21 protein-coding genes are annotated in these 23,855 nt (G+C 69.1%); 19 read left to right on the top strand and 2 right to left on the bottom strand.

What is annotated here, in order from left to right; all coding sequences use genetic code 11:
- Positions 1–122: 122 nt before the first annotated feature.
- The 4 genes from ku (at position 123) to polA (ending at position 6,761) form a co-directional block, all read left to right on the top strand.
- Positions 123–1,010: a non-homologous end joining protein Ku gene (gene ku, locus EEY80_RS02920; RefSeq protein ID WP_126975025.1), complete on the top strand. Its 888-nt coding sequence runs from the start codon at positions 123–125 to the stop codon at positions 1,008–1,010.
- Positions 1,010–3,502 (top strand): DNA ligase D, encoded by a 2,493-nt coding sequence (gene ligD, locus EEY80_RS02915; protein ID WP_126975024.1) that lies wholly within the window; start codon positions 1,010–1,012, stop codon positions 3,500–3,502. Before ku ends, ligD begins: the two co-directional genes overlap by 1 nt.
- 95 nt (positions 3,503–3,597) lie before the next feature.
- Positions 3,598–3,783 carry a zinc-finger domain-containing protein gene (locus tag EEY80_RS02910; RefSeq protein WP_126975023.1) on the top strand — a complete coding sequence of 62 codons (186 nt, stop codon included), beginning with the start codon at positions 3,598–3,600 and terminating at the stop codon, positions 3,781–3,783.
- Positions 3,784–3,908: 125 nt separating this feature from the next.
- Complete coding sequence (gene polA / locus EEY80_RS02905; protein ID WP_126975022.1) at positions 3,909–6,761, top strand: DNA polymerase I; 2,853 nt, start codon at positions 3,909–3,911, stop codon at positions 6,759–6,761.
- Positions 6,762–6,780: 19 nt separating this feature from the next.
- Here polA and EEY80_RS02900 read toward each other — a convergent pair whose 3' ends face one another.
- Complete coding sequence (locus EEY80_RS02900; RefSeq protein WP_235829698.1) at positions 6,781–8,172, bottom strand: aminotransferase class V-fold PLP-dependent enzyme; 1,392 nt, start codon at positions 8,170–8,172, stop codon at positions 6,781–6,783.
- Positions 8,173–8,387: 215 nt separating this feature from the next.
- On the opposite strand from EEY80_RS02900, the gene EEY80_RS02895 reads away from it, so the two are divergent.
- From EEY80_RS02895 to EEY80_RS02830, 14 genes are all read left to right on the top strand, one after another.
- A complete protein-coding gene (locus EEY80_RS02895) occupies positions 8,388–8,849 on the top strand; it encodes an Lrp/AsnC family transcriptional regulator (RefSeq protein WP_126975021.1) in 462 nt (153 codons plus the stop codon).
- Between the two features lie 203 nt (positions 8,850–9,052).
- The gene (locus EEY80_RS02890) at positions 9,053–10,477 is read left to right on the top strand and encodes an FAD-dependent oxidoreductase (protein ID WP_126975020.1); all 1,425 of its coding nucleotides are present in this window, start codon (positions 9,053–9,055) and stop codon (positions 10,475–10,477) included.
- Positions 10,470–11,087, top strand: a complete 618-nt coding sequence (locus tag EEY80_RS02885) for a 2-hydroxychromene-2-carboxylate isomerase (RefSeq protein WP_126975019.1) — start codon at positions 10,470–10,472, stop codon at positions 11,085–11,087. The genes EEY80_RS02890 and EEY80_RS02885 overlap by 8 nt, the downstream gene beginning before the upstream one ends.
- A complete protein-coding gene (locus EEY80_RS02880; RefSeq protein ID WP_205749012.1) occupies positions 11,087–12,112 on the top strand; it encodes a dipeptidase in 1,026 nt (341 codons plus the stop codon). The genes EEY80_RS02885 and EEY80_RS02880 overlap by 1 nt, the downstream gene beginning before the upstream one ends.
- 35 nt (positions 12,113–12,147) lie before the next feature.
- A complete protein-coding gene (locus EEY80_RS02875) occupies positions 12,148–13,194 on the top strand; it encodes an ABC transporter substrate-binding protein (protein WP_126975018.1) in 1,047 nt (348 codons plus the stop codon).
- A gap of 22 nt (positions 13,195–13,216) precedes the next feature.
- Positions 13,217–14,287 carry an ABC transporter ATP-binding protein gene (locus EEY80_RS02870; RefSeq protein WP_126975017.1) on the top strand — a complete coding sequence of 357 codons (1,071 nt, stop codon included), beginning with the start codon at positions 13,217–13,219 and terminating at the stop codon, positions 14,285–14,287.
- Positions 14,284–15,159 (top strand): ABC transporter permease, encoded by an 876-nt coding sequence (locus EEY80_RS02865; RefSeq protein ID WP_126975016.1) that lies wholly within the window; start codon positions 14,284–14,286, stop codon positions 15,157–15,159. Before EEY80_RS02870 ends, EEY80_RS02865 begins: the two co-directional genes overlap by 4 nt.
- 2 nt (positions 15,160–15,161) lie before the next feature.
- The gene (locus EEY80_RS02860; protein WP_126975015.1) at positions 15,162–15,938 is read left to right on the top strand and encodes an ABC transporter permease; all 777 of its coding nucleotides are present in this window, start codon (positions 15,162–15,164) and stop codon (positions 15,936–15,938) included.
- On the top strand, positions 15,935–17,461 hold the full coding sequence (locus EEY80_RS02855; protein WP_126975014.1) for a carboxylesterase/lipase family protein: 1,527 nt from the start codon (positions 15,935–15,937) through the stop codon (positions 17,459–17,461). The genes EEY80_RS02860 and EEY80_RS02855 overlap by 4 nt, the downstream gene beginning before the upstream one ends.
- A gap of 112 nt (positions 17,462–17,573) precedes the next feature.
- Positions 17,574–18,572 (top strand): LysR family transcriptional regulator, encoded by a 999-nt coding sequence (locus tag EEY80_RS02850; RefSeq protein ID WP_205749011.1) that lies wholly within the window; start codon positions 17,574–17,576, stop codon positions 18,570–18,572.
- Between the two features lie 60 nt (positions 18,573–18,632).
- On the top strand, positions 18,633–19,526 hold the full coding sequence (locus tag EEY80_RS02845) for a cation diffusion facilitator family transporter (protein ID WP_126975013.1): 894 nt from the start codon (positions 18,633–18,635) through the stop codon (positions 19,524–19,526).
- Between the two features lie 19 nt (positions 19,527–19,545).
- Complete coding sequence (locus tag EEY80_RS02840) at positions 19,546–19,980, top strand: very short patch repair endonuclease (protein ID WP_126975012.1); 435 nt, start codon at positions 19,546–19,548, stop codon at positions 19,978–19,980.
- Between the two features lie 19 nt (positions 19,981–19,999).
- Positions 20,000–21,358, top strand: a complete 1,359-nt coding sequence (locus EEY80_RS02835; protein ID WP_235829689.1) for a DNA cytosine methyltransferase — start codon at positions 20,000–20,002, stop codon at positions 21,356–21,358.
- On the top strand, positions 21,351–22,139 hold the full coding sequence (locus tag EEY80_RS02830; RefSeq protein ID WP_126975011.1) for an endonuclease: 789 nt from the start codon (positions 21,351–21,353) through the stop codon (positions 22,137–22,139). The genes EEY80_RS02835 and EEY80_RS02830 overlap by 8 nt, the downstream gene beginning before the upstream one ends.
- Before the next feature lie 2 nt (positions 22,140–22,141).
- Here EEY80_RS02830 and EEY80_RS02825 read toward each other — a convergent pair whose 3' ends face one another.
- A complete protein-coding gene (locus EEY80_RS02825) occupies positions 22,142–22,756 on the bottom strand; it encodes a DUF1285 domain-containing protein (RefSeq protein ID WP_126975010.1) in 615 nt (204 codons plus the stop codon).
- Between the two features lie 61 nt (positions 22,757–22,817).
- Between EEY80_RS02825 and EEY80_RS02820 the strand changes: the two genes are divergently transcribed.
- On the top strand, positions 22,818–23,852 hold the full coding sequence (locus tag EEY80_RS02820; RefSeq protein WP_126975009.1) for an AAA family ATPase: 1,035 nt from the start codon (positions 22,818–22,820) through the stop codon (positions 23,850–23,852).
- The last annotated feature ends 3 nt before the right edge of the window (positions 23,853–23,855 follow it).

Here is a 23,855-nt window from a genome sequence, read left to right as displayed (position 1 = left end):
TCCTCCTTATAACCGATCATGCGCGAGAAATCGGCAGCCAACCGCGCGGCCTCGGGAACCGGCACCGCCCCCTGCGGCGTTTCGCAGCAGGGCCGCCATCGGGCGCGGCGGACGGAGGCATCATGGCATCGCGCGCTGTCTGGAAGGGTCAATTGCGGCTGTCGCTGGTCTCGATCGCGGTCGAGATCCACAGCGCCACGCGCAGCGGCGCGCGTGTCAGCTTCCGCCAGATCCACAAGCCGAGCGGCCAGCCCGTCCGCTATGAAAAGACCGTGCCGGGGATCGGGCCGGTCAAGACCGACGAGATCCTGAAGGGTTACGAGCTGGGCGACGACGAATACCTGCTGATCGAACCGGCCGAGATCGAGGCGATCCGGCTGGAGACGAAGAAGACCTTCGAGCTGGTGCAGTTCGTGTCCTCGGACGAGATCGCGCCGCTTTACTACGACAAGCCCTATTACGTCGTGCCCACGGACGATCTGGCCGAGGATGCCTATCGCGTGGTGCGCGACGCGCTGCGGCAGGCCAACAAGGTCGGGCTGGGGCAGCTGGCCATGCGCGGGAAGGAATATCTCTGCGCGGTGCGGCCCTGCGGCGACGGGCTGCTGATGGAGACGCTCTACTACGCCGACGAGATCCGCGAGGCGGAGCCGCTGTTCTCCGGGATCGAGGACGAACCGGCGGACAAGGAGCTTCTGGCCGTCGCTACCCAGCTGATCGACCGCAAGACCGCGCCCTTCGACGCCTCGGCCTTCGAGGATCATTACGACCAGGCGCTGCGGGCGCTGATCGAGGCGAAGCGCAAGAACCGCAAGACCCCGCGCGCCCTGACCGGCGACGACAAGGCCCGGCCCAAGGGCGAGAACGTGGTCGACCTGATGGAGGCGCTGCGCGAAAGCCTGAAGGCCAGCGGCGGGGCCGAGAAGAAGACCGTCGCCAAATCCGCTTCCAAACCCGCGGCCAAGCGTCCGGCCGGCAGCGGCGGCCCCCGCAAGAAGAGCGCCGGCTGATGGGCGATCTGGGCGCCTATACCGCCAAGCGCGACTTCGCCCGCACGCCCGAGCCCGATGCCGCCGGCCGCCCCAGCCCGACCGCGCCGCGCTATTCCATGCAGCAGCACGATGCGACGCGGCTGCACTGGGACCTGCGGCTGGAATGGGGCGGCGTGCTGCTCAGCTGGGCGGTGACCCGCGGGCTGTCGCTGGACCCGGCGGACAAGCGGCTGGCGGTACGGACCGAGGATCACCCGCTGTCCTACCTGACCTTCGAGGGCGTGATCCCGGAGGGCAATTATGGCGCGGGCACGGTGATGCTGTGGGACATCGGCCATTGGGAGCCGTTCCACGATGTCGAGGAGGGGCTGGCGAAGGGCCACCTGCATTTCGCCCTGCATGGCCGCCGCGGCACCGGCAACTGGAACCTCGTCCGGATGAAGGGCCGCAAGGAGAAGGACCGCGAGAACTGGCTGATCGTCAAGGAACGCGATGCCGCCGCCGCCACGCGGAATGCCGCCCTTCCCGACCGTTTTACCACCTCGGTCGCCACCGGGCGCGACATCCCGGCCATCGCGGCGGGGGCGAAGCCTGTCCCCTTCGGCCCGCCGCGCCGCAAGGCCCGTCCCCGCTTCCGCAGCCCGCAGCTCGCCACCGCGGTCACCGACCTGCCGCAGGGCGAGGGCTGGCTGCACGAGGTCAAGCATGACGGCTATCGCGGCCAGGCGGCCATCGGCAAGGGCGGGGCGCGGCTCTTCACCCGCAGCGGGCAGGACTGGTCCGACCGCTTCGCCCCGCTGATCCCGGCCTTCGAGGAACTGCCCGCCGAAACCGCGCTGATCGACGGCGAGGTGGTGGCGGGCGCCGGCATGGGCGGCTTTGCCGCGCTGCAGGCGGCGATCGCGGCGGGCGGGCCGTTCCTGTTCTACGCCTTCGACCTGCTGGCGCTGGACGGCAGGGATCTGGCCGGCGCGCCGCAGGCCGAACGCCGCGCCACGCTGGAGGCTCTGCTGCAGGATCAGCCGCCGCGCGGGCTGATCCGGCTGTCGCCCGCCATCGAGGGCGACGCGGCCGAGGTCTTCGCCGCGATCTGCGAGGCGGGCGGCGAGGGCATCATCTCGAAACGCGCCGGCGCGCCGTGGCGGAGCGGGCGCAACACCTCCTGGCTGAAGGTCAAGTGCCAGCGCCGCGCGGAATTCGTGATCTGCGGGTTGCAACCCTCGGACAAGCGCGGCCGCGCCTTCGCCTCGCTGCTGCTGGCGACCCATGCGCCGGACGGCACGCTGACCTATCGCGGCAAGGTCGGCACCGGCTTCGACGAGGCGGCGCAGGACGACATCGCGGCCCGGGCGAAGGCGCTCGCCCGGCCGAACAGCCCGCTGGCCGCCGCCACCGCCGAAACCCGGGGCGCGCGCTGGCTGGACCCGGTGCTGGTGGCCGAGGTGGCCTATGCCGAACTGACGCCCGAGGGCCGGCTGCGCCACGCGCGCTTCCTCGGCCTGCGCGAGGACAAGCCCGCCGGCGAGGTGGGGATGGAGGACCCGGCAATGACCCCCGACAAGACCGAGGCCGCCGTGGCGCGGCCCAAGGCCCGCGCCCGCCGCGCGGCGAAGGACGATGGCCGGCCCCAGGTGGCGGGCATCGGCATCAGCCATCCCGACCGCGTGCTGTTCCCGAAGCCGGGCATCACCAAGCTGGACCTCGCGCGCTGGTATGACCGGATGGCGGACCGGGTGCTGCCGACGCTGAAGGACCGTCCCTGCTCGCTCGTGCGCCTGCCCGAGGGGCTGGAGGGCGAACGCTTCTTCCAGAAGCACGCGGGCAAGGGCTTCCCGGACTCGATCCGCACCGTGCCGGTCGAGGAATCGGATGGCGGCACCGCCGATTACATCTGGATCGGCGATGCGGCGGGGCTGGTGGGCGCGGTGCAGATGGGCACGGTGGAATTCCACCCCTGGGGCGCGCGGCGCGACCGGCTGGACCGGCCCGAACGCATCGTCTTCGACCTCGACCCCGACGAGGATCTGGGCTTTGCCGAGGTCGCCGCCGCCGCCCGCGACCTGCGCGACCGGCTGGCCGACCTGGGCCTGCCCTCCTGGCCGCTGGTTTCCGGCGGGAAGGGCGTGCATGTCATCGTCCCCCTGCGCCGCAGCACGGAATGGGAGCCGGTGAAGCTGTTCGCGCGGCTGCTGGCCACCCTGATGGCCGAGGAAGAGCCGCGCCGCTTCGTCGCCACCATGTCGAAGGCGCGGCGCAAGGGCCGCATCTTCATCGACTGGCTGCGCAACGACCGCGGCGCCACCGCGGTCGCCCCCTTCTCGGTCCGGGCGCGTCCGGGCGCGCCGGTGGCGGTACCGGTGGGCTGGGACGAGCTGGCCCGCCTGCGCAGCGCCGCCGCCTTCGACATGGCGGCGGCGCTGGAACGGCAGTGGCGGGATGCAGAGGTTCCGCCCCCCGCCACGCTGGGCCGCGCGGTGCTGGACCGGCTGGCGGCGCGCGGCGCCGGCTAGGGCGCGACCGTCGCACCTTGCCGTCCGGGCGCGCGGCGCTATTCTGGCGCGCGACCGGCCCGCGGGCCGCGCCCTCAAGCACCGGACCCAGACAGATGAGCATCGAGGCCCCCGAAACCGTCACCGTCACCCACTGGAAGGTCGCCTGCGACGGCGGCGAGGGCGCGCTCGGCCATCCCCGCGTCTGGCTGACGATCCCGCGCGACACCGGCTTCGTCGAATGCGGCTATTGCGACCGGAAGTTCGTCATCGACCGCGACCATGCCCATGACGACCACTAGGTGACCTTGCGGGCGGAAGACAGGCCCCTGCCATCTTCTGTTCCGAAATATCCTCGGGGGGCCCGGGGGGCAGACAGCCCCCCGGCGCCGCCCTCCGCGACCGGCCGCAGGAAGGATCGCCCGCCATGACCACCGCCCCCTTCGGCCCCGACAGCCATCTGCACCTGATCGACGGATCGGCCTTCATCTTCCGCGCCTATCACGCGCTGCCGCCCCTGACGCGCAAGTCCGACGGGCTGCCGGTGGGCGCGGTGGCAGGCTTTTGCAACATGCTGTTCCGCTATGTCTCGGGCAACAGCGGGCCGGATGCGGCAAGCCATGTCGCGGTGATCTTCGACTATTCGGCCAAGACCTTCCGCAACGAGATCTACGACCAGTACAAGGCCCACCGCCCGGAACCGCCCGAGGATCTGCGCCCGCAATTCCCGCTGACGCGCGAGGCGACGCGGGCCTTCAACATCGCCTGCATCGAGACCGACGGCTACGAGGCCGACGACATCATCGCCTCCTATGCCTGCCGGGCGCGGGAACGCGGCGGGCGCGTCACCATCATCAGTTCCGACAAGGACCTGATGCAGCTGGTCGGCGACGGGGTCGAGATGCTGGACCCGATGAAGAACAAGCGCATCGGCCGCGACGAGGTGTTCGAGAAGTTCGGCGTCTATCCCGACCGCGTCACCGACGTGCAGGCGCTGGCCGGCGACAGCGTCGACAACGTGCCGGGCGCGCCGGGGATCGGCATCAAGACCGCAGCCCTGCTGATCAACGAATATGGCGATCTGGAAACGCTGCTGGCCCGCGCGGGCGAGATCCCCCAGCAGAAGCGGCGCGAGACGCTGCTGTCGCATTCCGAGATGATCCGCATTTCCAAGCGGCTGGTGGAACTCGATTGCGACACGCCGCTCGACTGTCCGCTGGACGATCTGGCGATGCGGCCGACGGATGCGCCGATGCTGCTCGACTTCCTCAACCGGATGGAATTCCGCACCCTGACCAAGCGGGTGGCCGACAGCCTGGGCGTGGCGCCGCCGGCGATGGTGGAGCCGGTGCCGGCCCGGCCCGATCCGGTGGCCAGCGACGACCCGCCGCCGGAACCGGAACAGCCGCCCTTCGACCATGCGGGCTATGACTGCATCCGCAATGCAGAGACCCTGCTGCGCTGGATCGCCGACATCCGCGAGCGCGGCCATGTCGCCATCGACACCGAGACCACGGCGCTCGACGAGATGCGGGCGGAACTGGTGGGCATCTCGCTGTGCGTGGAGGCGGGACGGGCGGCCTATCTGCCGATCTGCCACCGCGAGGGCGTGGAGGGCGGCGACCTTTTCACCACCGCGTCGCTGCAGCTGTGCCCCGGGCAGATGCCGGCCGAAGAGGCGCTGGCGCTGCTGAAGCCGGTGCTGGAGGATCCGTCTGTCCTGAAGATCCTGCAGAACGCGAAATACGACGTGAAGATCCTCGAACGGAACGGCATCCGGGTGGCGCCGGTCGATGACACGATGCTGATGAGCTATGCCCTGCATTCGGGGCTGCACAATCACGGCATGGACGAGCTGAGCGACCGCTACCTCGGCCACACGCCGATCCCGATCAAGTCGCTGCTGGGCAGCGGCAAGGGCCAGATCACCTTCGACCGGGTGACGGTGGAGGAGGCGGTGAAATACGCCGCCGAGGATGCCGACATCACCCTGCGCCTGTGGCAGTTGTTCCGCCCGCGCCTGCATCGGGCCCGCGTCACCACCGTCTACGAGACGATGGAACGCCCGCTGGTGCCGGTGCTGGCCGAGATGGAGATGGCGGGGGTGCTGGTCGATCGCGACACGCTCAGCCGCATGTCGAATGCCTTTGCGCAGAAGATGGCGGGGCTGGAAGCCGAGATTCACGAGCTTGCCGGCGGGCCCTTCAACGTCGGCAGCCCGAAACAGCTGGGCGAGATCCTGTTCGACCGTCTGGGGGCCGAAGGCGGGCAGAAGGGCAAGACCGGCGCCTATGCGACCGGGGCCGACGTGCTGGAGGACATCGCCAGCGAGGGCAATTCCGACACGGCGCGGACGCTGGCCGCGCGGGTGCTGGACTGGCGGCAGATTTCCAAGCTGAAATCCACCTATACCGACGCGCTGCAGACCCATATCCACCCGGAGACCGGGCGCGTCCACACCTCCTATTCCATCGCCGGGGCCAATACCGGGCGGCTCGCCTCGACCGACCCGAACCTGCAGAACATCCCCGTGCGCAGCGACGAGGGAAGGCGCATCCGCGAGGCCTTCGTCGCCGGGCCGGGCAACCGGATGGTCAGCCTCGACTACAGCCAGATCGAGCTGCGCATCCTCGCCCATGTCGCCGACATTCCCGCGCTGAAAGAGGCGTTCCGCGACGGCATCGACATCCATGCGATGACGGCGAGCCAGATGTTCAACGTCCCGCTGGAAGGGATGGACCCGATGGTGCGCCGTCAGGCCAAGGCGATCAACTTCGGGGTGATCTACGGCATTTCCGGCTTTGGCCTTGCCCGCAACCTGCGCATCCCGCGGGCCGAGGCGCAGGCCTTCATCGACACCTATTTCGAACGCTTCCCCGGCATCCGCGAATATATGGACGCGACCGTCGCCTTCGCGCGCGAGACGGGCTTCGTGCAGACGCTGTTCGGGCGCAAGATCCACACGCCCGAGATCAACGCCCGCGGCCCCACCGCCGGCTTCGCCCGCCGCGCCGCGATCAACGCGCCGATCCAGGGCGCGGCGGCGGACATCATCCGGCGGGCGATGGTGCGGATGCCTGCGGCCATCGCCGGGCTGCCCGCGCGCATGCTGCTGCAGGTGCATGACGAACTGCTGTTCGAGGTGGCGGAAGAGGCGGTGGACGACCTGATCGCCCGCGCCCGCGCGGTGATGGAGGGCGCGGCGGAACCGGCGGTGGGTCTCGACGTGCCGCTGGTCGTCGATGCGGGGCAGGGGGCCAACTGGGCCGAGGCGCATTAGGCACCCCGGCCCGGCGCCGTCAGGCGATGTGGCGGAACCGCGCGGTGGCGGGGTCCATCTCGTAGCGGCCCTGCGGCGGATGCGGATGGCGCGCCAGCGCGTCCACCGCCGCGATCAGCCGGTCGGCCTTGGCATCCGTCAGCAGCACGCTCAGGTTCAGCCGCGTCCAGCCGGGCTTCGCCGCCTCGTCCCCGGCCAGGATGCGGGCGCGGATCTCGTCCGACGCCTCGGCATCCAGCGCCAGCAGCCGGTGGGCATAGGGACCGGCGCAGGCACAGCCGCCGCGCGCCTGGATGCCGTGGATGTCGGACAGCATCCGCGTGAACATCTGGTGCTGGACCGGCCGGCCGGTCGCCGGGTCGCCGATCTGCATCGAGAAGATCGGCAGCGCCGGTGCCGCGGGATCGCCCAGAAGGCGGATCGCCGGGTTCTTCGACCAGATGGCCAGCGCCCGCTGCCGCAGGTCTTCCAGCCGGGCGGCGATGCGGTCCTGACCCATCGCCTCTTTCGCGAGGAAGGCCAGCGCGGCACGGATGTCGCCGACCACGTTCGGCGTGCCCGCCTCTTCCCGCGCCACCAGATCGCCGGAGTAGTCCTGCCCGGTGGGCGAGACGAAGCGCACCGTGCCGCCGCCCGGCCAGACCGGCCGGTCGCGTGCGACCGCGCCCCGGCGCAGGATCAGCACGCCCGAGGCGCCCGGCCCGCCGATGAACTTGTGCGGCGAGACGACGACCGCGTCCTTCTGCGCAGGGCCGCCCGCCGCCATGTCGATCGGCAGATAGGGGCCGCCCCCGGCATAGTCCCAGACCACCCGGGCGCCGTGGCGGTTCAGCAGGCGGCTGACCGCATCGACATCCGTCAGGATGCCGGTAACGTTCGACGCGGCCGAGAAGCTGCCCACCACCGGCCGCCCCTGCGCCGCGATCAGCTGCCGCTCGATCTCTGCCAGGTCCGGGCCGCCGGTCGCCGCCTCGCCGACCTCGATCACCTCCGCCCCGCTTTCGCGCCAGGGCAGGATATTGGAGTGATGCTCGTAGGGTCCGATCAGCACCAGCGGCCGCTGCCCCGCCCGCACCGCCGCGTCGATCCCGAACAGGCCCACCAGCCGGTTCAGCCCCGCCGTGGCGCCCGAGCCGGCGAAGATCACCGCATGATCCGCGGTCGCGCCGCAGATGCGGGCGATCTCGGCCCGTGCGGCGCGGCGCATCCGGGTGACATAGGCGCCGCAGAACGAGGCTTCGGTATGGCTGTTGGCATACCAGGGCAGCAGCCGGGTCATCACGAAATCCTCGATCTGCCGCAGCGCCCGGCCCGAGGCGGTGTAATCGGCATAGACCATCGGATGCGTCCCGAACGGCCCCGGCACCGGCACGTCGTCGCCGATCAGCCCCGCCCGCAGGTTGGCCAGCACATCCCCCTGCCGCAGCGCCGACGCGAAGTCCGCAAGCGCCGCCTCCGGTCCGTCGGCATGGTCTGCAGAGGCGAAGTCGTCGGGCTGGATGTCGGCTGCGGTGTCTTTCACGGAAGGGCTCCTGGCTGCGATGCCGCAAGTCTAGGGCAGGGCGCCGCGATCAGGTTCTGAAACTTTTGCTTGAACTTCGCCAATCTTGGGTCAAATGATCGGTCATGACCCGGGAACTGGACAATATTGATCGAGCGATCTTGCGAGTCCTGCAGCGGGACTCGAGCCTGTCGCAGCGCGATCTGGCCGAGGCGGTGGGCCTGTCGCAGAACGCCTGCTGGCGCCGGTTGCGCGCGCTGCGCGACGAGGGTGTCATCGTGGGGCAGGGCGTGCGGCTCGACCCGCACAAGGTGGGGCTGGGGCTGACCGTGTTCATGATGGTCCGCACCCGCCACCATTCCGCCGACTGGCTGGCCGAGTTCCGGCGCACGGTGCTGGCCATCCCCGAGGTAATCGACTTCTACCGGATCGCCGGCGACTACGATTACATGATCAAGGTCTTCGCGCGCGACATGGTCGCCTTCGATGCCGTCTATCAGCGGCTGATCTCGAAGATCGACCTGGAAACGGTGTCCTCCGCCATCACGATGGAAGCCATCGCCGACAACCGGCCGATGCCGGTCTGACACCCTGCCCAGAACGGTCCCGATCCGGCCCGCACGGCGATTCGCCGCGGAACGCGTATGCTTCTTCGGCACAAGCCTAGGATTTCGGCTGAATTTATGGGCGGATAGAAACTTCTGCCACGCATGTTTCATTTGTGGCATAGTAATGCGACAACAATGCGAAATATGAATTGTCTGTCCGCCTGCCAAAGTCCGGTTTGCCCATGATCCCCGACAGCCTCGCCGCCCTCGAACAGCGCCTTGCCGAAGACCTGCTCTGGCTCAACCAGCCGCCGAAGGACTGGATGATCCCGCGCGAGGGCGTGCTCGACGTGGCGGTGATCGGCGGCGGGGTGATGGGGCTAGTGACGCTGGCGGCGCTGCGGCGGCTGGGGGTGACCCATATCCGCGCTTTCGACAAGGCCCCGGCGGGGCGCGAAGGCCCTTGGGTCACCTTCGCCCGGATGGAGACGCTGCGCACCCGGAAAGAGGCGGCCGGCCCCGCCCTCGGGGTGCCGTCGCTGACCTTCCGCGCCTGGTACGAGGCGCAATTCGGCCGCGAGGCCTGGGACCGGATGGTGCTGGCCCCGCGCGAGATGTGGATGGACTACCTGGTCTGGTATCGCCGGGTGCTGGACCTGCCGGTGACCAACGACACGCGGGTGACCGCGGTGCAACCCGAAGGCGCGCTGGTGCGGCTGGACCTCGAAGGGTCCGAAGGTGCCGCGTCGGTCCTGGCGCGGCGGGTGGTGCTGGCCACCGGGCTGGACGGTCTGGGCGCGCCGGCACTGCCCGCGGTCGCGCGCAAGGTCGATGCCCGCTTCGTCGCGCATGGGGCCGACATGATCGACATGGCGGCGCTGAAGGGCCGCAGGGTCGCGGTGGTGGGTGCCGGTGCCTCGGCCATGGACAATGCCGCCGCCGCGCTGGAGGCCGGAGCCGCCTCTTGCGACATCTTCGTGCGCCGCCCGGACATTCCCCGGGTCGACAAGTTCACCGGCATCGGCAGCCCGGGAATGACCCATGGCTATCTGGGCCTGCCCGACGCGGTCAAATGGGCCTATATGGTCGAGGGCGAGCGCGCGCAGATCCCGCCGCCGCGCCATTCGGTGCAGCGCGTCGCGCGCAATGCCGGCGCCCGCTTCCACCTGGCGAGCCCGATCCTCGATCTGGTCGAAGAGGGCGAGGGCGTGACGGTCGTCACCCCCAAGGGCCGCTACCCGGTCGATTTCGTGATCTTCGCCACCGGCTTTTCCGCCGATCTGCGCGAACGCCCGGAATTCGCCGCGCTGGAGGGGCGCGTGCTGCTGTGGCGCGATATGCACCGGCCGGCGCCGGACATGGAACATGACGGGATCGGCGCGATGCCCTATCTCGGCCCCGCCTTCGAATTCCTGCCGAAACGGCCGGGGGACAACGTCTCGCATATCCACTGCTTCGCCTATCCGGCGGTCCCCAGCCACGGCAAGATCACCAGCGGCGTGCCCGCGATCAGCGACGGCGCGCAGCGTCTTGCGCAGGGCATCGCCCGTTCGCTGTTCGTCGAGGATGCGGACCCGCATCTTGCCCGCTTCCGCGCCTTCGCCACGCCCGAACTGCTGGGCGACGAATGGACCGACGCCGATCTCGAGGAAACCACACATGTCTGAACTGACCCTGCAGGCCTTCTATGGCATCTCGTCGCCTTGGGCCTATCTCGGCGCCGAGCGCATGGTCGCCATCGCCCGCGACGCCGGCGCGCGACTGGTCCTGCGCCCGATCCGCATCATCGAGGCGAATGGCGGCATCCCGCTGCGCACCCGCCCCGACTATCGGCAGAAGTATCACGAGGTGGAACTGCGCCGCTGGCGCCGCCGCCTCGGCATCCCGCTGAACCTGCAGCCGCGCTTCTATCCCTGCCGCACCATCGAGACGGCCGCGCAGGCGGTGATCGCGGTGCAGCGCGCGGGGCTGGACCCCACCGGCTTTTCCTTCGCGATCCAGCGCGCGCTGTGGGCCGAGGATCGCGACATCGCCGACCTTGCCACGCTGCAGCAGATCGCGGCCGACACGCTGGGCGCCGATGGCGTGGCGCTGGTGCGCGATCCGCAGCCGGACGAGATCGTGGCGGAATGGCAGGGCAACCTTGCCGAGGCGGAAGCGCGGGGCATCTTCGGCACCCCGACCTATGTGGTCGAGGACGAGCTGTTCTGGGGGCAGGACCGGCTGGATTTCGTGGTCGAGGCGCTGGCCGCGGCCAAGCAGAAGGAAATCGCGTGATGGAAGACCGGGTCTGGACGGTGCCACCCGAGGCACAGGCGCTGCATGACGCGGCCATCGTCGTGGACGGGCTTCAGACTTCGCTCTGGGGCCGCCCGATTTTCGAGGAGATGCGGGCGGGCGGCATCACCGCGGTCAATGTCTCGACGGTGCTGTGGGAGAATTTCGTCGAGGGCATCGGCTATGTCTCGATGTGGAAGCGGTTCCTGCGCGAGAATGCCGACATCCTGCGCCCGGTCCGCAGCACCGCCGACATCCGCGCCGCCAAGGCCGAGGGCCGCACCGGCATCATCCTCGGCTGGCAGAACACCTCGCCCATCGAGGACAAGCTGGACCATGTCGAGATCTTCGCCGATCTGGGCGTCCGCATCATGCAGCTCACCTACAACACCCAGAACTATTCGGGTGCGGGCTATCTGGAAGAGCATGACAGCGGCCTGACCGGCTTTGGTCGCGAGGTGGTGGCCGAGATGAACCGGCTGGGCGTGCTGTGCGACCTCAGCCATGTGGGCGACAAGACCACGGCGGACACGATCGCCGCCTCCCGGTCGCCGGTCTGCATCAGCCATGTGTTGCCACGCGCCTTGCATGACGTGAAGCGCAACAAGCCCGACGACCTGTTCCTGGCCTGCGCGGAAAAGGGAGGGCTGATCGGCCTCTCGCTGTTCGCGCCGGGGCTGAAGGCGGGCAACGAGGCGACGGTCGAGGATGTGCTCGACGCGATGGAACACGTGATCGGCCTCGTCGGCGTCGACCATGTCGGCATCGGAACCGATTTCTCGCTGGACCGGCCGCGCCCCTCGGACTGGCTGCTGTGGGCCAACCGCGACAAGGGTACGGCCCGCACGCTGACCGAATTCGGCAGCGTCAAGATCAACAAGCCCGCCGGTATCCGGCGGATGACGGACATGCCCAACCTCACCGCGCGCATGCTGGCCCGCGGCTGGGGAGACGAGACCGTGCGAAAGATCCTGGGCGGGAACTGGATGGATCTCTTCGACCGCAGCTGGACCCCGGCCGGATGACAGGCCCGGCGGACAATCAACAGGAAGGTAGGACCATGACACTGAAGCATTCGATTTCGGCGCTGTCGCTTGCCGCAGCCCTTGCCGCCGCCGGTTCCGCCGGCGCGCAGACGGCCACCGTCACCGTGGTCGGCTTCTCGGGCGTCTTCGCCGAGAATTACCAGAAGTTCATCATCGAGCCCTTCGAGGCCGCGCATCCCGATATCGACATCCAGTACCAGCAGTCGAAGAACTCGGCCGAGACGCTGGCCCTGCTGACGCTGCAGAAATCCGATCCGACGGTGGATGTGGCGCTGATCGACGTGTCGGTGGCGATCAAGGCCAACCAGGAAGGCATCTTCGCCCCGCTCGACCCGGCCGAGGTGCCCAACCTTGCCAAGCAGCCCGACTGGGCGCGCATCGACGGCGACAGGTCCATCGCCTTCAGCCAGGACAACCTGACGATCCTCTACAACACCGAGACCGTCACCGAACCGCCGACCAGCTGGTCCGACCTCGCCGACCCGAAATACAAGGGCCGCATCGCCGCGCGCATGGCCGACACGCGGGGCGTGATCCTGCTGCCGATCCTGAACCACATGGCCGGCGCGGATTACAAGGAAACCATCGACCCGGCGCTGGAGGCGATGAACGCCTTCGCCCCCAACGTCTCGACCTGGGATCCGGCGCCGGATTGCTATGCGGTGGTGCAGTCGGGCGAGGTGGACCTGTCGATCTGCTGGAACGGCCGCGCCCAGTACCTGCATGACACGCAGGGCGGGATCATCGGCATCGCGGCGCCGAAGGAAGGCTCCATCGGCCAGACCAACACCATCAACCTCGTCGCGGGCAGCACCGAGGCCGAGGCGGCCAAGACCTTCATCGACTATGCCCTGTCGGCCGAGGCGCAGGCGACCTTCGCCGAACAGAGCTTCTACGGTCCGGTGAACACCGAAGTCGAACTGTCGCCCGAGACGGCGCAGCGCATCTACGGCTCGCCCGAGGCGCAGGCCGCGCAGATGACGCTGGACTGGCCGTGGATCGCGACGGTCTATTCGCAGTGGATCCAGCGGATCAACCGCGAAGTCATCGCCCAAAACTGACATCCGAGGCAGGAACATCCCGATGGCCGATCCGCACATCATCGTCGAAGACCTGGTCAAGACCTATCCAGGCGCGGCCCGGCCGTCGGTCGACCATGTCAGCTTCGCCCTGCCGCGGGGCGAGATGCTGGCCCTTCTCGGCCCCTCGGGCTGCGGCAAGACCACAATCCTGCGGATGATCGCCGGGCTGATCGACCCGACCGCGGGCCATATCCGCCTGAACGGGCGCGAAATCTCGCAGATCCCGGTCTATCGCCGGAACATGGGCATGGTGTTCCAGGCCTATGCGCTGTTCCCGCACATGACCGTGGCCGAAAACGTGGCCTTCGGTCTGGAGATGCGCAACATCCCGAAGTCCGAGCGCGCGCAGAAGGTGGCGCGCGCGCTCGACATGGTGAAGCTCGGCGGTCTGGGGGATCGTCGCGTCACCCAGCTGTCGGGCGGCCAGCAGCAGCGCTGCGCCATTGCCCGGTCGCTGGTGATCGAGCCCGAACTGCTGCTGCTGGACGAACCCCTGTCGAACCTCGACGCCAAGCTGCGCGACGAGATGCGCGACGAGATCCGCGACATCCAGCGCCGCACCGGCGTGACCGCGATCTTCGTCACCCATGACCAGGACGAGGCGCTGTCGATGGCGGACCGTCTGGCGGTGATGTCGGCGGGCCGGCTGGAACAGATCGGCACGCCGCGGCAGATCTTCGACGCGCCGGCCAGCGAATTCGTCGCGGGCTTCATCGGGGCGGGCAACTTCTTCCCCGGCCGGATCAGCGCCCCCGGCCTGGCCGAGGTCGAGGGCATCGGCACGCTCGCCTTCGACGGCGCGGGCACGCCGGGCGATGCGGTGAAGCTGATGGTGCGCCCGCACCGGCTGAAGCTGGCGCAGGATGCGGCCCCCGGCCCCAACCGCTTTGCCGGGCAGGTGGAGAAGGTCACCTATCGCGGCCAGATCCTGACGCTGGCCGTCGACGTGGCCGGGCGCCGGATGCTGGCCGACATGCATACCCATGCCGGGGCGCTGCCGCAGACCGGCGACCGCATCACCCTGACCGTGGCGCCGGTCGATGTCACCCTGATCGGCGGAGGCGGGGCATGAGCGCCACCGCCTATCCCGCCGAGTGTCCGGCCGGGCGCAACCGGCTGATCGTGCTGATGCTGCTGGTGCCGGGGCTGCTGGCGCTGCTGTGCACCTTCCTGCTGCCGATGGCGTGGCTCGCCCGGGCCTCGCTGTCGGCGGGCGGGATGACCGCCTTCGGCAGCGAGCTGACGCTGGCCAACTACCGCGCGGCGCTGACCGATCCCTTCTACTGGCAGGTGGGGCTGAACACGCTGTGGCTGGGCGTCACCGTCAGCGTGTTCGCGGTGCTTCTCGGCTATCCGATCGCGCTGTTCCTCGCCCGCACGCAAAGCCGCTGGCGGGGGGTGCTGACCGCGCTGGCGGTGGCGCCGCTGCTGACCTCGGCGGTGGTTCGGACCTATGGCTGGATGGTGCTGCTGGGGGACCGGGGGGTCATCAACTCCACCCTCGCGGCGCTGTCGCTGACCGATGCGCCGATCCGGCTGTCGAACAACAGCCTCGGTGCCAATATCGCGCTGATCGAGATCCTGATGCCCTATGCCATCCTCGCCATGCTCGCGGGCTTCGGCCGGCTCAACCCCGCGCTGGAAGAGGCGGCGGCGATGCTGGGCGCCAACCGGCTGCGGGTGTTCTGGCGGATTATCCTGCCCCTGTCGCTGCCCGGCGTGCTGACCGGGGCGCTGCTGGTCTTCGTGCTGGCGATCTCGTCCTTCGTCACGCCGCGGCTGATGGGCGGCGGCCGGGTCTTCGTGCTGGGGACCGAGATCTATTCCGAGGCGACGGTGACGCTGAACTGGCCGCTGGCCGCGGCGCTGGCGATGATCCTGCTGGGAATCTTCTCGACGGTGATCGTGCTCTATCAACGCGCGCTGCGCGGTCTGGAGGGGTGAGAATGCAGCGTGTCCTGTGGTCCGGGCTGATCGTCCTTCTCTACCTCTTCCTGCTGGCGCCGATCCTCGTGGTCTTCGTCGTCAGCTTCGACACCCGCAACTACCTGGCCTTCCCGCCCGAATCCTGGTCCTTCGGCAGCTATGCCAAGGTGTTCCGGAACGCGGCCTTCATCTCGTCCTTCGGGCGCAGCGTCGTGATCGGGCTCGCCGTCTCGCTGGCCGCGGTGACGATGGGCACGCTGCTGTCGCTGGCGCTGGTGCGGTGGAAGTTCCGGGGGCGCGAGGCGATCAGCTTCCTCGTGCTCGCGCCCTTCCTGGTGCCGCATATCGTGCTGGCGGTGGGGATCATGCTGGTTCTGGCGCCGCTGGGGCTGCTGGACAGCTATCGCGGCATCATCCTCGCGCATCTGGGGATCACCGTCCCCTACACCGTCCGCACCATCACCATGAGCCTGATGGCCGTGGACCGGCGCGTGGAAGAGGCGGCGATGGTCCATGGCGCGGCGCCGCTGACGGTGTTCCGCCGGATCACGCTGCCGCTGATCCGCCCGGGGCTGATCGCGGGCGGGGTGATCGCCTTCCTGATCTCGTTCGACGAGGCGACGATCTCGCTGTTCATCGTGTCTGTGAAGACCTCGACCCTGCCGACCGAGATCTACAACTACCTCGAGATCTCCACCGACCCGCAGATCGCGGCGCTGTCGGTGATCCTGATCCTGATCTCGATCGCCGTGGTGATCGCCGTCGAGCGGCTGGTGGGCCTGAGGAAGGCGCTGTGACCGCCGCGCCCGCACCCGCCCGCCCGGTTGTCGAGACCGAGGCGGGCCGTGTCGCGGGCCTGCACGAGCCGCAGGGGACGCTGGCCTTTCTGGGCGTGCCCTATGCGGCCCCGGTCACCGCCCGCAACCGCTTTCAGCTGCCCGAGCCGGTGACGCCCTGGGCAGGGCTGCGCGCGGCCGACAGGCTGGGGCCGATCTGCCCGCAACTGCCGACCTACGGGCCGGTGGGCCGGGCCGCCGCCTCCATCCTCGCCGCGGGCGAGGATTTCCTGACCGTCAACATCCGCACGCCGGGCCTGCAGGGGCGGGCGCCGGTGCTGGTCTGGATCCATGGCGGGGGTTATGCCGTGGGTTCGGCCAACGAGCCGGTGCTGCAATCCGGCGCCTTCGCGGCCTCGGGCGTGGTCGAGGTGACGGTGAACTACCGGCTGGGCGCGATGGGTTTTCTCAGCCTGCCGGGCTGCCCCGACAATCGCGGGCTGCTGGACCAGATCGCGGCGCTGGACTGGGTGCAGCGCAACATCGCGGGTTTCGGCGGCGATCCGGCGCGGGTGACCTTCGCCGGCCGCTCCGCCGGCGGCTTCTCTGTCGCGGCGGTGATGGCGATGCCTGCGGCGCGGGGCCTGTTCGCGCGGGCGATGCCGCAATCGGGCGCCTCCACCGGGCTGAACCTGCCCGAGGATGCGGCCCGGCTGACACGGCGGATGGCCGCGGCGCTGGACCTGCCGGCCGACCGGCTGCAGACCGTCCCGCTCGACCGGCTGATCGCCGCGCAGCGCGACCTCTGCAACGAAAGCTACGACCGCCACGATGCCGCCCGCGACGGGCGTGCGGCGATGCTGGGCGTGCCCTTCGTGCCGGTGATCGACGGGGTCTCGCTGCCCGACCATCCCGAGGCGCTAGCCGAGCGGGGCGCCACCGCGCCGGTGCCGATGATGATCGGCTGCACCACGGCCGAATACCTGACCCATTCCGGCGTGCTGCCCGCCTGGCTCGACATGGAAGGCGCGGCCCGGCTGCTGGACCAGAGAGTGCGGCCGATGGGCCTGACCGGGGAAGAGATCGTCGCCCGCTATCGCGCCGCCCTGCCCGGGCACGGGCCGGCGGGGATCTGGCGGGCGGTGGGGGGCGATCTGGTGTTCCAAAACCCCGCCATCCGCTTTGCCCGCGCGCAGGGCCGGCACCGGCCGGTGTGGAAATACCTGTGGGGCGGGACCGGACCGGACGAGACCGGCGCCGCCCACGGGGCCGAGGTGGGGCATGTCTGGTTCCGGCCCGGCATGGACCAGTCCCCCCTGCCCCCGCGCCAGCGATCCGCCGATGCGGGACTGGCCCGGCGCAGCCATGCGCTGTGGCTGTCCTTCATCCGGGGCGAGGAGCCCGCGACCGAGGGCTGCACGGCGCCGCGCCATGACCCGGAGGGGGCAGGCGTGATCCATGTCGATGCCGGGGGCGCGCGGCTGGCGCGCGACCCGTTCGGCGCGCGGCTCGACCTGTGGGCTGGCGGGGCGGTGCGCAGTTGACCCGGCCCCGCCATGATGCCTGTCGCGGCGCCGTGGCCGCAGCGGCGGGATTTTCCGCAAGCCCCGCGAAACGGGGACTCGACATCCGGCGCCATGGCCCGAAGATCGGTCCATGCAGGACGCCTCTCTTCCCCCGCCGGCCGCGATGAGCAGCCCCTATCTCGACACCCGGCAGCTCGAGGCCTTCGTCGCGGTGGTCTCGATCGGGTCGATGACGGGGGCGGCCCGGGCGCTTGGCCGGTCGCAGCCGGCCGTGACCCGGCTGATCCAGGAGCTCGAGGCGGAACTGGGCTTTCCGCTGCTGCATCGCAACGGGCCGCGGATCTCGCCCACCCAGCAGGGGGTCGCGTTCTACGCGCAGGCCGAACTGATCCTCGGCGGTCTGCGCACCATCGCCGAACGGGCCCGCGGCATCGCCACCGCCGCGCCGGAACCCATCGAGATCGCCTCGCTGCCCTCCATGTCCGCCAGCATCATCCCCATGGTTCTGGCGGGCCTTGCCCGCGAGGACATCCCCCCGCGGGTGCACCTGCGCTCGACCTCGGCCGAAACCGTCGTGCAGGCGGTCGCGGACCGAACCGCCGATCTGGGGCTGACCAGCCTGCCGCTCGACAATCCGGGGGTGGAGGTGCACTGGACGGCCGAGGTGCCCTGCGTCGCCGTGGTAGCCGAGGGACACCGGCTCGCCGGGGCCGGGATCGCGACGGCGGCGGACCTGCGGGGCGAGCGGCTGATCGCCTCGCACAACCCGTTCCGTCTGCGGCTGTCGATCAACCAGTCGCTCGCGGCCGAGGGTGTCGAGCCTGCCGCGCTGATCGACAGCAATTCCAGCCCCGTCTCGATCGCGCTGGCGCGGCAGGGGCTGGGCATCGCGCTGGTGGAATCGCTGACCTCGACGGGCCTGCCGGTCGCGGGCGTGTCGGTGGTGCCGCTGGCCTTCCGCATCCCGTTCCGCTTCGGCATCATCACCGCCGCCGGGCGGCCGCTGTCGCCGCTGGTCCAGCGACTGATCGACGCGCTGCAGGCCGCCGCGGCCACGGTGCCGGGCTTCCGGCGGCTGGAGGACTGGGCGGCGGAGGCGGTGCCGGCCGAGCCCGGGCAGATCGCTTGAGCCTGCACCGGACCGGGTGCGATACTGGACCGGCCGCGAGTCGAGACGCAGGAACCACCGATGCCGCACGATCATGGCCATCACGGCCATTCCCACGCCCATGCCGGGGCCGAACGCAATGTCGCGCTCGCCGTTGTCGTCAACCTGGTCCTGACCGTCGCGCAGGTGGCGGGCGGCATCCTGTCGGGCTCGGTCGCGCTGATCGCCGATGCGCTGCACAACTTTTCCGACGCGGTGTCGCTGATCGTGGCCTTCGCCGCCCGGCGCATCGCCCGCCGGCCCGCCGATGCCACCATGACCTTCGGCTATGGCCGGGCCGAGGTGGTGGCGGCGCTGGTCAACTATACCGCGCTGATCCTGATCTCGCTGTGGCTGGCCTATGAGGCGGTGCTGCGCATCCTCGACCCGCAGCCGGTGGCGGGTGGCATCGTCATCGTGCTGGCGGGGGTGGCGCTGGTCATCGACCTGATCACCGCCGCGCTGACATGGCGGCTGGCGCAGGACAGCGTGAACATCCGCGCGGCCTTCCTGCACAACCTCGCCGATGCGGGCAGTTCGGTCGCGGTGATCGTCGGCGGCGCGCTGATCCTGATGTTCGACTGGCGGCTGGCGGACCCGATCATCACGCTGGGTATCTCGGCCTATATCCTGTGGCATGTCGCGCAGGATCTGGGGCCGGTGATCCGCATCCTGATGCTGGGGGCCCCCCCCGGGATGGAACGCGACGACCTGCGCCAGGCCATCGCGGCCGAGGAGGGGGTCGAGGGCGTGCATCACCTGCACCTGTGGCAGATCGACGAGCGGCGCAATTCGGTCGAGGCGCATCTGGTGCTGGCCGAGGGCCACGCCGCGCCCGAGGTGGTGGCGCGGGTCAAGGCGATGCTGCGCCGCGACTTCAGGCTCGCGCATTCCACCTTCGAGGTGGAAACCCGCGCCTCGGGCTGCGCGGGGTGATCTTGGCAGGAGTCAGCACTTGGACAGCAGAACCCCCGAGCAACGGCGGCGGATCATGCAGGCTGTTAAGGCGAAGCATACGAAGCCCGAACTCGTGGTCAGGCGCTTACTTCACGGTATGGGCTACCGCTATCGGCTGCATCGCAAGGCGCTGCCGGGCAGTCCAGACCTCGCGTTCGTCGGCCGGAAAAAGGCGATCTTCGTTCATGGCTGTTTCTGGCACGGACATGGCTGCTCCAAGGGCCGACTACCGAAATCCCGGCTGGACTATTGGCAGCCGAAGCTTGAACAGAATATCAATCGGGACAGAACGAAGATAGAACAACTCGAATCGCTCGGCTGGCGGTGCTTCGTCGTCTGGCAATGCGAGTTGGGCGACCTCGATGCGCTCGGAACCCGATTGAAAGCCTTTCTGGACAACCCTGAAAATCCGATCGACAGGCCACAGGCATAGCGCTAGGATCGACGAAGAGATGAGAAACGACAAATCGGACAGGGATATGAGACCGATCGGGATCGACCTATTCGCAGGGGCGGGAGGCCTCAGCCTCGGCTTCGAACAGGCCGGTTTCGACGTGGCTGCCGCCGTCGAGATCGACCCGGTTCACTGCGCCGTTCATAAGTTCAACTTCCCGAGGACCCCCGTCATTCCGCGTTCCGTCGAAGGCCTCAGCGCGGCCGCGATTCGCGTCGCGGCGGGAATCGGCGAGCGGGAAGTCGATTGCGTGTTCGGTGGCGCCCCCTGTCAGGGCTTCTCCCTGATCGGCCACCGCGTTCTCGACGACCCGCGTAACAAGCTGGTCCGGGATTTCGTCCGCATCGTCGCCGAACTGAAGGCCCGCACCTTCGTCTTCGAGAACGTGAAGGGCCTCACCGTCGGCCGTCACCGCTCGTTCCTGAAGGAGCTGATCCGGGCATTCGATGCCGCCGGATACGAGGTGCGCGAGCCATGGCGTGTATTGAATGCCGGTCACTACGGCACCCCTCAGAGCCGCGAGCGTTTGATCCTGTTCGGCGCGCGCAAGGGCGAAGCGCTGCCGGACTATCCCGCCGCCCTGACCAATATTCGGGGCAAGCGCCAGCGGATCGGCGATCTTCCGGATGGGCCTAGTTGCACCGACGCGCTCGGCGATCTGCCCGATGCTGACCGCTTCCGGACCCTGCTGGGTTCCGATGCGGTCGCCACGACGGCGTTCGGCGAGCCTTCTGCCTACGCCGCGCGGATGCGCTGCACCGCCAACGATGCATGGGACTACGGTTACGTTCGCGAATGGAAGCCCGGCATCCTGACATCGAGCGCCCGAACAGAACATACCGAGATTTCGCGCCTGCGCTTCTCCGGCACCGGGCCGGGCGAAGTCGAGCCCATCAGCCGCTTCTTCAAGCTGCACGGCGACGGCGTTTCCAATACCTTGCGGGCCGGGACCGACGGCGCGCGCGGCGCGTTCACCAGCCCGCGCCCTATCCACTACCGTTACGACCGCTGCATCACCGTGCGCGAGATGGCCCGCCTGCACGGTTTCCCCGACTGGTTTCGGTTCAACGTCACCAAATGGCACGGCGCGCGCCAGATCGGAAACGCGGTGCCGCCGCCGCTCGCCAAGGCGATCGCCGGCGAGGTGATGAAAGCGCTGGGGATCGCGCCGACCCGGCCCGAGGGTTCGATCCCGCTCGGCGATCCGGCGCTGCTGTCGCTCGACCTCTCCAGTGCCGCCGCGCGCTTCGGGGTCGAAGCTCCGCCGAGCCGCCGCGACAAGAAGAGCGGAGCCAAGAAGCGGAAGCAGGCCGATATCGAGCGCGAACGGCTCGACCGAGAGGCCGCCTATGGCTAAAGCGCTCAATCGATATCAAGCCACGATTGAGAAGATATTTTTCGATCACTACACGGCCGGCTCGGCCGGGTTCGAGTTTGATCGGGAGGAATTGGAGCAGAGCTACGTCGCGCTCGGTTTCCCACGCATTAAGAACATCGGCGACATACCGTACGCGTTCCGCTACCGCAACGCATTGCCCGGCAGCGTGCTCACCACCCAACCTGACGGGCTTGAGTGGATCATCGAGGGTGCGGGCAAAGGGCGATACCGGTTCAAGCTGGTCAAGAAGACCCGCATCGTCCCGCGGGAGGATCTCTTCGTGGTCGATATCCCGGACGCCACGCCGGAGTTGATCCGCGGCTACGCACTAGACGACGAGCAGGCGCTCCTCGCCATCGTTCGCTACAACCGCCTGATCGACACCTTCCTCGGACTGACCACTTACAGCCTGCAAAATCACCTGCGCACCACCGTCGACGGGATGGGACAGATTGAGATAGACGAACTTTACATCGGTCTCGACCGGCGGGGCTGTCACTATGTCATCCCGGTGCAGGCCAAGAGCGGCAAGGACCAGATCGGCATCGTTCAGACCACGCAGGACATCCGCTTCGTGGATCAGAAGTTTCCGGGTATGCGGTGCCGGGCAATTGCCGCGCAGTTTATGGCTGATGAAATTATTGCCCTGTTCGAGCTGACGCTTCAAGACGACGAGATCAAAGTCGTCGAGGAGCGACACTACCGGCTCGTTCCTGCCAAAGAACTCAAGCGGGAAGCGATCCGCGACTATCGAGATTAGCTCTAACCCGCCAGCTCCTCCGACGGGATCAGCGGAAAGAACGCGCCGCCCGACCGCAGGCCGAACCAGTCGCGGCCCTCGTGCGGGCGGTGTTCGCCGATCTCGACCAGCCGGTAGAAGGTCTTGCGGTCGATCAGCGCCTCCAGCTCGGCACGGACCAGCACATAGGGCGCGGGCTCGCCGGTGGCCGGGTCGCGCTCCACCCGGATCGGGCGGTCGGGACCGGCGGTCACCGTGTCCTCGGTCAGGGTGGTGAAGCGGATCGCCTGATCCGGCCCGCTGCCCGTCACCTCGGCATCGACGGCGAGGAAGGGCGCATCCTCGACCCGGATCCCCACCTTCTCGACCGGGGTGACGAGGAAGTAGCGGTCGCCCTCCTTCTTCAGGATCGTCGAGAACAGCCGCACCAGCGCCGGCCGCCCGATCGGCGTGCCGAGGTAGAACCAGCTGCCGTCCCGCCGGATCTCGATGTCGAGGTCGCCGCAGAAGGGCGGGTTCCAGAGGTGGACCGGCGGCAGGCCCTTCTTGCCGGCTGCCTGCGCCGCGCGCGCCAGCGCCTGTGCATCGGGCGGTTTCGCTGCGGCTGCGTTCACTTCTGTGTCAGTCTCTTTTGCCATTGGTGCGGCTCGGGGCATCTGTCTCTATGGTCGAACTATGGACCAGGCAGGAGGCGTTGTCATGACCGCTACCCCTCAAGGCGACGGCGCAACCGCAGGTGCGGCGCTGGTGGAGGAGATCGAGGCTCTGGCCGAACGGCTGGCCGAGGCCCGGGGTTCCATCGACCGCCGCTTCATCGGGCAGGACCGGGTCGTGGAACTGGTGCTGACCGCGATGCTGTGCGGCGGGCACGGGCTGCTGGTCGGCCTGCCCGGCCTGGGCAAGACCATGCTGGTCGATACCCTGTCCACGGTGATGGGGCTGAAGGGCAGCCGCATCCAGTTCACCCCCGACCTGATGCCGGCCGATATCCTCGGCTCCGAGGTTCTGGAAACCGCCGCCGATGGCAGCCGGTCGTTCCGCTTCATCGAAGGCCCGGTCTTCTGCCAGCTGCTGATGGCCGACGAGATCAACCGCGCCAGCCCCCGGACCCAGTCCGCGCTGCTGCAGGCGATGCAGGAGAAGGAGGTGACGGTGGGCGGCGTGCACCGTGCGCTCGGCCGGCCCTTCCACGTCCTCGCCACCCAGAACCCGATCGAGCAGGAGGGCACCTATCCCCTGCCCGAGGCGCAGCTCGACCGCTTCCTGGTGCAGATCGACGTCGACTATCCCGACCGTGGGACGGAGCGGGACATCCTGCTGGCCACCACCGGGATCGAGGAGGCGCGCGTCAGCGAGGTCTTCACCGCCGACAGCCTGATCGCCGCGCAGCAGACGGTGCGGCGGATGCCGGTGGGCGAGGGAGTGGTCGAGGCGATCCTCGACCTGGTGCGCGCCTGCCGCCCCGGCGAACCCGAGGCGGCCGAGCGCGTGCGCGCCAGCGTGGCCTGGGGGCCGGGCCCGCGCGCGGCACAGGCGCTGATGCTGGGCGTCCGGGCGCGGGCGTTGCTGAACGGCCGTCTGGCGCCGGGCATCGAGGATGTGGCGGCGCTGGCGCGGCCGGTGCTGATCCACCGCATGGCGCTGTCCTTCGCGGCCCGCGCGCGGGGCGAAAGCCTGTCCGAGATTATTTCGGGCGTGACCGAACAGGCGACGCGCGTCGGGGCGGCTGCGTGACCG

This window comes from Frigidibacter oleivorans, from assembly GCF_003993775.1.
GTDB classification, from domain to species: Bacteria; Pseudomonadota; Alphaproteobacteria; order Rhodobacterales; family Rhodobacteraceae; genus Frigidibacter; species Frigidibacter oleivorans.
This window is presented reverse-complemented; position numbering and strand designations above follow the sequence as displayed.

Coding starts and splice junctions, on each gene's coding strand:
- EEY80_RS02830 (WP_126975011.1), top strand. CDS start 21,351: ATGGCTAAAGCGCTCAATCGATATCAAGCCACGATTGAGAAGATATTT.
- EEY80_RS02865 (WP_126975016.1), top strand. CDS start 14,284: ATGAGCGCCACCGCCTATCCCGCCGAGTGTCCGGCCGGGCGCAACCGG.
- EEY80_RS02880 (WP_205749012.1), top strand. CDS start 11,087: ATGGAAGACCGGGTCTGGACGGTGCCACCCGAGGCACAGGCGCTGCAT.
- EEY80_RS02890 (WP_126975020.1), top strand. CDS start 9,053: ATGATCCCCGACAGCCTCGCCGCCCTCGAACAGCGCCTTGCCGAAGAC.
- polA (WP_126975022.1), top strand. CDS start 3,909: ATGACCACCGCCCCCTTCGGCCCCGACAGCCATCTGCACCTGATCGAC.
- ku (WP_126975025.1), top strand. CDS start 123: ATGGCATCGCGCGCTGTCTGGAAGGGTCAATTGCGGCTGTCGCTGGTC.
- EEY80_RS02835 (WP_235829689.1), top strand. CDS start 20,000: ATGAGAAACGACAAATCGGACAGGGATATGAGACCGATCGGGATCGAC.
- EEY80_RS02820 (WP_126975009.1), top strand. CDS start 22,818: ATGACCGCTACCCCTCAAGGCGACGGCGCAACCGCAGGTGCGGCGCTG.
- EEY80_RS02860 (WP_126975015.1), top strand. CDS start 15,162: ATGCAGCGTGTCCTGTGGTCCGGGCTGATCGTCCTTCTCTACCTCTTC.
- EEY80_RS02825 (WP_126975010.1), bottom strand. CDS start 22,756: ATGGCAAAAGAGACTGACACAGAAGTGAACGCAGCCGCAGCGAAACCG.
- EEY80_RS02850 (WP_205749011.1), top strand. CDS start 17,574: ATGCAGGACGCCTCTCTTCCCCCGCCGGCCGCGATGAGCAGCCCCTAT.
- EEY80_RS02875 (WP_126975018.1), top strand. CDS start 12,148: ATGACACTGAAGCATTCGATTTCGGCGCTGTCGCTTGCCGCAGCCCTT.
- EEY80_RS02910 (WP_126975023.1), top strand. CDS start 3,598: ATGAGCATCGAGGCCCCCGAAACCGTCACCGTCACCCACTGGAAGGTC.
- EEY80_RS02885 (WP_126975019.1), top strand. CDS start 10,470: ATGTCTGAACTGACCCTGCAGGCCTTCTATGGCATCTCGTCGCCTTGG.
- EEY80_RS02895 (WP_126975021.1), top strand. CDS start 8,388: ATGACCCGGGAACTGGACAATATTGATCGAGCGATCTTGCGAGTCCTG.
- EEY80_RS02870 (WP_126975017.1), top strand. CDS start 13,217: ATGGCCGATCCGCACATCATCGTCGAAGACCTGGTCAAGACCTATCCA.
- ligD (WP_126975024.1), top strand. CDS start 1,010: ATGGGCGATCTGGGCGCCTATACCGCCAAGCGCGACTTCGCCCGCACG.
- EEY80_RS02845 (WP_126975013.1), top strand. CDS start 18,633: ATGCCGCACGATCATGGCCATCACGGCCATTCCCACGCCCATGCCGGG.